The 6,000-nt window shown below is 60.1% G+C and carries 7 protein-coding genes; 4 read left to right on the top strand and 3 right to left on the bottom strand.

The genetic code is table 11. The features are described from left to right. From NKI95_RS24825 to NKI95_RS24815, 3 genes are all read left to right on the top strand, one after another. Nucleotides 1-228: hypothetical protein (locus NKI95_RS24825; RefSeq protein ID WP_352719937.1), on the top strand; the 228-nt coding region annotated here is incomplete at its 5' end. 458 nt (nt 229-686) lie between these two features. Beyond that, nucleotides 687-863 (top strand): hypothetical protein, encoded by a 177-nt coding sequence (locus NKI95_RS24820; protein ID WP_352719935.1) that lies wholly within the window; start codon nt 687-689, stop codon nt 861-863. A 359-nt stretch (nt 864-1,222) separates the two neighbouring features. Then, on the top strand, nt 1,223-1,384 hold the full coding sequence (locus tag NKI95_RS24815) for a hypothetical protein (protein WP_352719933.1): 162 nt from the start codon (nt 1,223-1,225) through the stop codon (nt 1,382-1,384). Nucleotides 1,385-1,686: 302 nt separating this feature from the next. Here the strand turns inward: NKI95_RS24815 and NKI95_RS24810 are convergent, their stop codons facing one another. After that, complete coding sequence (locus NKI95_RS24810) at nt 1,687-2,115, bottom strand: DUF6931 family protein (protein ID WP_502909240.1); 429 nt, start codon at nt 2,113-2,115, stop codon at nt 1,687-1,689. On the opposite strand from NKI95_RS24810, the gene NKI95_RS24805 reads away from it, so the two are divergent. Beyond that, nucleotides 2,035-3,003, top strand: a complete 969-nt coding sequence (locus NKI95_RS24805; RefSeq protein ID WP_352719929.1) for an OmpA family protein — start codon at nt 2,035-2,037, stop codon at nt 3,001-3,003. The two genes, NKI95_RS24810 and NKI95_RS24805, sit on opposite strands and share 81 nt — an antisense overlap. Before the next feature lie 226 nt (nt 3,004-3,229). Here NKI95_RS24805 and NKI95_RS24800 read toward each other — a convergent pair whose 3' ends face one another. Then, complete coding sequence (locus NKI95_RS24800) at nt 3,230-5,563, bottom strand: M23 family metallopeptidase (RefSeq protein ID WP_352719927.1); 2,334 nt, start codon at nt 5,561-5,563, stop codon at nt 3,230-3,232. Further along, complete coding sequence (locus tag NKI95_RS24795; RefSeq protein ID WP_352719925.1) at nt 5,560-5,970, bottom strand: DUF1036 domain-containing protein; 411 nt, start codon at nt 5,968-5,970, stop codon at nt 5,560-5,562. The genes NKI95_RS24800 and NKI95_RS24795 overlap by 4 nt, the downstream gene beginning before the upstream one ends. Nucleotides 5,971-6,000 lie beyond the last annotated feature (30 nt).

Genomic DNA, 6,000 nt, shown 5'->3' with positions numbered 1-6,000 from the left:
CAGGTCAAAGCTTTAACCCCGTCGATTCGTTTCCAGATCTACAGTAAGCGAGAATTGGAGAAGGCGCCTAGAAGAACCTTTACGGGCAACGTTAAGGTGAGCGGGGCGGTGTCCGTATCTTCGCCGGGGATGGTGACCAAAGATGTGGGAAACATAGGGGATAGGTCCGACCTACGGGTCCGCACCTTAATAGCCGAACTGATCGAGGACGCCGCCAAGGGTACATAGCAAGGCTGTGCCCACAGGCGTAATGTGGAGGGGTACAAGCTGGTCACCGCGCGAGCCAGTTATCCGATCACCCTCTCAGAAAATTTCTGCCAGACATTTCCGACCTCCCATTCCACACGAGATCGTTTGTTGATCTCTCCTAAGTTCCCGGCAAGATGACCCTAGGGCACCGAGGGGTCGGCTATCATGGATACTGCGCCGGGAGGCATTACGCCTGAAGCTATTGCCGCAGCCGTTAAGACCGCGTCGGACGGCAACGTGGTGTCCCTTAGAACGGGCGTAGCGGCCCTCCGGGCCTTGTGCCCACATGCAGACGAGACGGACCTCGAACTGTGTGAAATTCTGATCGATCTGGCGCGACACATGATGGAAGGGCCGTCCTGCTCGACGCCAAAGAATAGCTAAGGAACAAATCGGATCACCGGGAGGTTCGGACCTATTCGCATGTAGGGCCGGCCATGGTTGAGTTCGACGAAAAGAAACAGAAGGTTATCGCCGACCTCATACGACGGTGGATAACGTCAGAAGCCATCCGCGACTACCTTCGCAAGGCGCTAAATCTTCCGGTAGAACAGGGGCTTCCGGATGAGCACAAGTCTTTGCTTGATGAAATTGATCGAGCCGACAAAGAGTGACCGCATGAAGGGTTTCCTCCGGTCCTCGTCAGGGCGGAAGTAACCGGTCTAACGTACCACGTCTGCAACGCACAGGCAGCAGCAACAACTCATGAAGTGGGCGTGGGCCGTCAGTGGGACCTCGTGGTGCGCTTTTGCGTCATTCATGGCTGATGCCAAGAAGGAGGAGGCTCTGCACTCATTCGATCAGGACAGAGGCTGACGTGACCAACTCCGCTCAGAATTTCTACCAAGAATTGTTTCGCTGCGTTGGAACGCTTTGGGAATGAGCGAGTTTCGCCTCGATATGTGTACTTTCGCACAAAGCGTGGGTCTAGCTGATGCCGCCACCACGAAGAGCTCGGACAGCCTTCCGACGATTGATCAGTTCAGAAGGCAATCGTCAGGTGTTGCGCAAGCGGCTAGGGTTGGAAGTCGATCAAGAAATGCCGGAGCACTTTGCCGCGTTGCTAGCCGCGCTTGACCAGCGGGAGCAGGAACTGGCTGACGAGCCTTCGGTACGCTTTCGTACATCGAATTGATTTCAAATGTGCCCGTCATGGCAACGCTGCCCAGACAACACCAAGATCGCGGCGAGTAGGGGCAGCAGCATTGCTAGACCTCATCTTCCAGGGCTGAGACTGCTCGCCCGCACAATCCACCCGACGCCCGCCCTCTAGACCGAGGAAAGCACCGAGACGAAGAGCGGATGACAATCTGATGAACCGTCATCTCTGAGCTCCACCCTCGGCCCTGTGCAGTTCCAGCCAATCCGCCTCCTTTGGACACTCGCGCCAAACAGTTGTTCCCTCTCGCCGTCAGCCCTGACAGGGAACATGCGAGACTAGTATGCGTCCGCTGATTGCCGCAGCGCCTCGATCTCGGCCATCTGTAGGCCCATTTCGACAAAGGCAGATAGAACGGCAAAACGGTCTGCGAGTGCAACACGCGCCAGCCCTGCCAGAACTCCGGCATTGACGGCATGGGCGGCAGGAAACGGCTGTAAGGCCGGTGGCACTGCTGTGCGGCCGACGAATCCACCAGTACCCAGGCCATTGTCACGCCATCCGGCAGCCAAGGCTATCCAGGCGCCCGGGGTTGTCGGCGGCAATGCCGCTGCCTGGCCCAGTGCGGCGCGATGGTGGGCGCTGCCCGGTTCGCTGACCCAGTTGCTAACGAGTGCGAGCAATTCTTGATCGGCTTCATCGAGCAGCTCGCTCAAATGCCCCAGACATTCATGAGCCCACCAGACCGCAGCCCGATCCGGCAGCAGGTAGGCACAAAAGGTGATTGCCTCTTCGGGAACGCGCCCGGCGAGGAGATCGCGGCAAAACTCGATCGAACGCTGTTCGGTTGGAAGGGTTCGCATGTCCCGGGCAGCGGTGGGACAAGCCATGAAAAGATCCCGTGCCGTTTTGAATCGGAGCCCGTTGGCCATGACGCCACGCTTTCATCGAGAGCCTATCGGCACTCAAGCCTGCAGCGCGGCGCGGGTCAAGTCTCAACTCGCGGCGGGGTGATGACCGGCGACACAGCCGCGGCTCGGTATTTCCCGCAGACAATTGCTTCGGAATTTGGTATGTTCACGGTTGGTAATATCGGATGCTCAACAGGAGTAACCGCTATGCGGTGGGCCAGTTCACCCTTGGTGTTGGCGGTCGTGGTTTTCTCGACCCATGTTTGCGCCGACCCCGTCCAGAAATCAGAAGACATCGTCAAGTTTTTTGCCGGCGCAGCCGATCTTGGCAAGTCGCGTGGAATTTGTGTCGGCACCGAGGAGCAGTGCAAGAGCAAGACCAAGGCGAAAGACGGACCCGCCGACAAATCCAGTCTCGACATGCTGATCAATTTCGGGCTCGATTCGGCCGAACTCGACGCAACCGCGCGCGCCGAGCTCGCGGAGTTTGCCAAGGCCCTGAAAGACAACCGGCTGAGCACTTTCCACTTCGTCGTCGAGGGCTACACCGACGCTTCCGGTCCGGCAAACTACAATGAGCGGCTCTCACAGCGACGGGCGCAATCTGTGACGTCCTTCCTGACATCAAGCGGCATTGAGGCTGCCCGCATCAACCCGATCGGCCTGGGCGAAGCGCATCCGCGCAGCCCCAACCCGTACGATGCTGTCAATCGCCGGGTGGAAATGCGCATAAAGACCGAGTAGCGAGAAGCTGGCGCATGCCGCCAGAAACTGTGCGGCAGTTTCGAGCCGCAACTGCTTTGCCGCGGGCAGGGCAGTCGTTTGAATGCCTGCTGTCAGTCCTTCAGCACGCCGCCCACCAGCACACCGGCGCCGAAAAGCACCGCCTCGGTTGGGAAATCGCCGACCCGGGGAACCAATCGGTCTGCGTCTCCGAATCGGCTGCGACTTGCCCGCGCCATGCCCTGGCTCAAAGCGCATTCTGAACGGAGCTCAGCATCGCCGTGATCACCTGTTTATACTTTGCGAACTCGGGAGATGTCTGCCGGACCTCAGTGGTGGTCGTCGTCTGCTGGCTCGCCGCGGTCGTGGCTGGGCTGAGCTTTCGACCCATCTTCCTTTCGGCCCAGTCCACGACATAGCTGGCGGTCTTGCCGGTGAGAAAGGGATTGGCCTGAATGACGGGTGACCCGAGCACGGCGCTCAGTTGCGCCGAACCCGACGCCGACAGCACCTGATGCGCCCCCTCCATGCCGAGGAAATGGCACAGATAGAGCCGGCCGGCTGTGATCTGGTGGCCGCGCGCCCGAAGATAGGCTTCGCCCTCTCGCGCCAGATTGCGAACCATCTCGCGCGAGATCGTGGCATCGTAACGCAGGGCAAGCAGGTCGGCGGTCGAGAGTGTGCGTGCAAGTTCGGGGCGGTATGTATTCATCATCCGGATCCAAGTCTTGGTGATGAACTGGCCGGCCCCGGTCGCTGAAGAATTTGGGTTCTTGGCACGGGCACTGCCGCCACTTTCGACATGGACGATCCGGTCGGTGAGCGTTTCCACGGCGGAAAAATCCGAAGCGACCGCGGTAACCGTACCCAGCGGGTCGATCGCCGCGCCATTCTGGTAGAGTTCGAAATGCAGGTGCGGTCCGGTCGACAGTCCGGTGGTGCCGATATAGCCGATGATGTCGCCTGCCTTCACCTTGGTGCCGACGCCACCCACGATTGCGAATTTCTGCATATGCGCATAGCGCGTCTCGCGCCCGCTTCCGTGCGAAATCTTGACCAGATTGCCATAGCCGCCCCCATCGCCCTGGAAGCTGATTTCGCCATCGAAGGCGGCTGCGATCGGCGTGCCGACCGGCGCCGCCCAGTCGACGCCCTTGTGGATGCGAACGGTGCCCAGAATTGGGTGCTTGCGGGGCCCGAAGGTCGAGGTCAAGACCCCGTTGACCGGTGTGACCATGCCGTTGGTGACCGTCAGCGAGCGGACCTGATCGTCGCCTGTCACACATGCAAACTGGCCATCGCCCTGCTGGAAGACGAAACAGTCGAGACTTTTTGTCGTGCCCTGAACGCCAACATACAGCACCCGCCCGGCGCCTTCGTCCTTGCCGCGCGGCGTCTGCGAATAGATCAGCACAAGACGCTGGTCCTCGCTTGCGAAGGCGTCCAGATCCTGACCTCTCGACAGATACATGATGGCTTCGCCGATCACGCCGGTCGGAACGCTGTTGCGTGCCGCTGTCGAGTAGATCGCGTCGAGCAGACGATACTGCCTTTTGTGGCCGCCTTCCGCCGGCGCGCCCGAGTAGTTGAACAGATCTTCGCGTACCCAAGGGTCGACCCCCGATACGAACACGCCGGCGGCGTTACGCGTCAGCGTACCGACAAAGACGTTCTTGGCGTAGATCGACACCTGCATGAGGGACATCGTTGTCGTCTCGCGGTTCGGCCGGTATCCACGCATGGCCACGACATAGCCCGGCTCCAGGCCGTTCCGGCCGAAGAGCGCCTTCAGCGCCACGCCCGCCTGCTTGGCGTCGTCGGCGGAGAAATGTGCATCGAGCGCAACGCTATCCAAACTGCGATCGTTGAGGATCTTCACGAACGTGTCTTCCGTCGCCTCGAACCGCTGATATTCGTTCGTGACAGTCGCGACGCTGGTGTTGTTTTCGATCTGGGTCTTCTGGAACGCGGGAAGAGCTGCATCGCCTGCATCGATTGTTTCAGCCCAGCCGGCCTCGGGGTCATCGGCCTCGGCCTGTTGATCGGCAGCAGGCGGGGGTTCGTCCGCGGCAGGAGATGGCTGAAGATTATTCTGCAGATCGCTAGGGGCTGCGGGGGCGGTCTTTCGTTGCGCCTGGAAGAATGCAAAATCCTCCTGCGTCGACGGTATGGTCGTCATGAATTTCTCGCTGGCGCTATGCATAACGTCGGACAAAATCTCGATCTGTGGCGAAACCCCGGCCTGGTCGAGTTCGGCCGGACGCGGAACAACGCGGCCTTTCGTTGCGGCGCCGGAATCGGGTGCGAGCGTGATCCACATCGGGTCCCCCGCCAGGCCGATAATGGCAGGCACATAAACAGAGGCATCGGCCGGCACATCGTCGGCTCCTTCGACCGCATGCAGCTCCTCGTCTTCGTCGCCAAACGACCAATAGTCCGCGGTGAGGTAGAAGCCGGCGGCAATCGAACACAGGAAAACCGTGGCGAGGCCGGCAAGAAGTCTGCGCCAAAACCTGCCCCGGCGAAGGGCAGCGCGTGCTTGCTTCTTCTCCTTGAAGCTGGTGTCGATAGCGTGCGTCACGGACTGCTTCCGGTCAGGAAAAACGTCCAACGCACCTGTTCAAGCGTATCGACTTCAACAAATCGCGCGGCAATATGGCCGCGCTGCCAGCATTCGTCGATGCCGCGTATCGAGAAACGTCGCCGCTCAATGCACATTTCGGTCGATCCGGTCAGGATCGCGTGGCCGAAAACGTCAGTGGCGTAGAGGTAGATGTAGCGGTTCGTCAGTTCCTCGCGGATGACGTTCACGCACTGATTTGCGCCGATGGTCCACCAGCCATCGGTCTGGTCGGCATTGTCGACCTCCTGGCCGACGGCGAGGTTGACGACGTCGAGCGTCTGATTGCAGACCGTGAATTCGGCGCACGCTTCGTTGCATGAGAGCACGGCCAGCAACGCGGCGGCCGAAACGACGGCAAGCCTCATGCGGCCCCTCGAGGCAAGCAAGGTTCGAAG

The sequence above is a fragment of the Mesorhizobium sp. M0306 genome, assembly GCF_040321655.1.
Taxonomy (GTDB): Bacteria; Pseudomonadota; Alphaproteobacteria; order Rhizobiales; family Rhizobiaceae; genus Mesorhizobium.
Note: the sequence above shows the minus strand (reverse complement) of the source record. Positions and strands in the feature narration are given on the sequence as shown.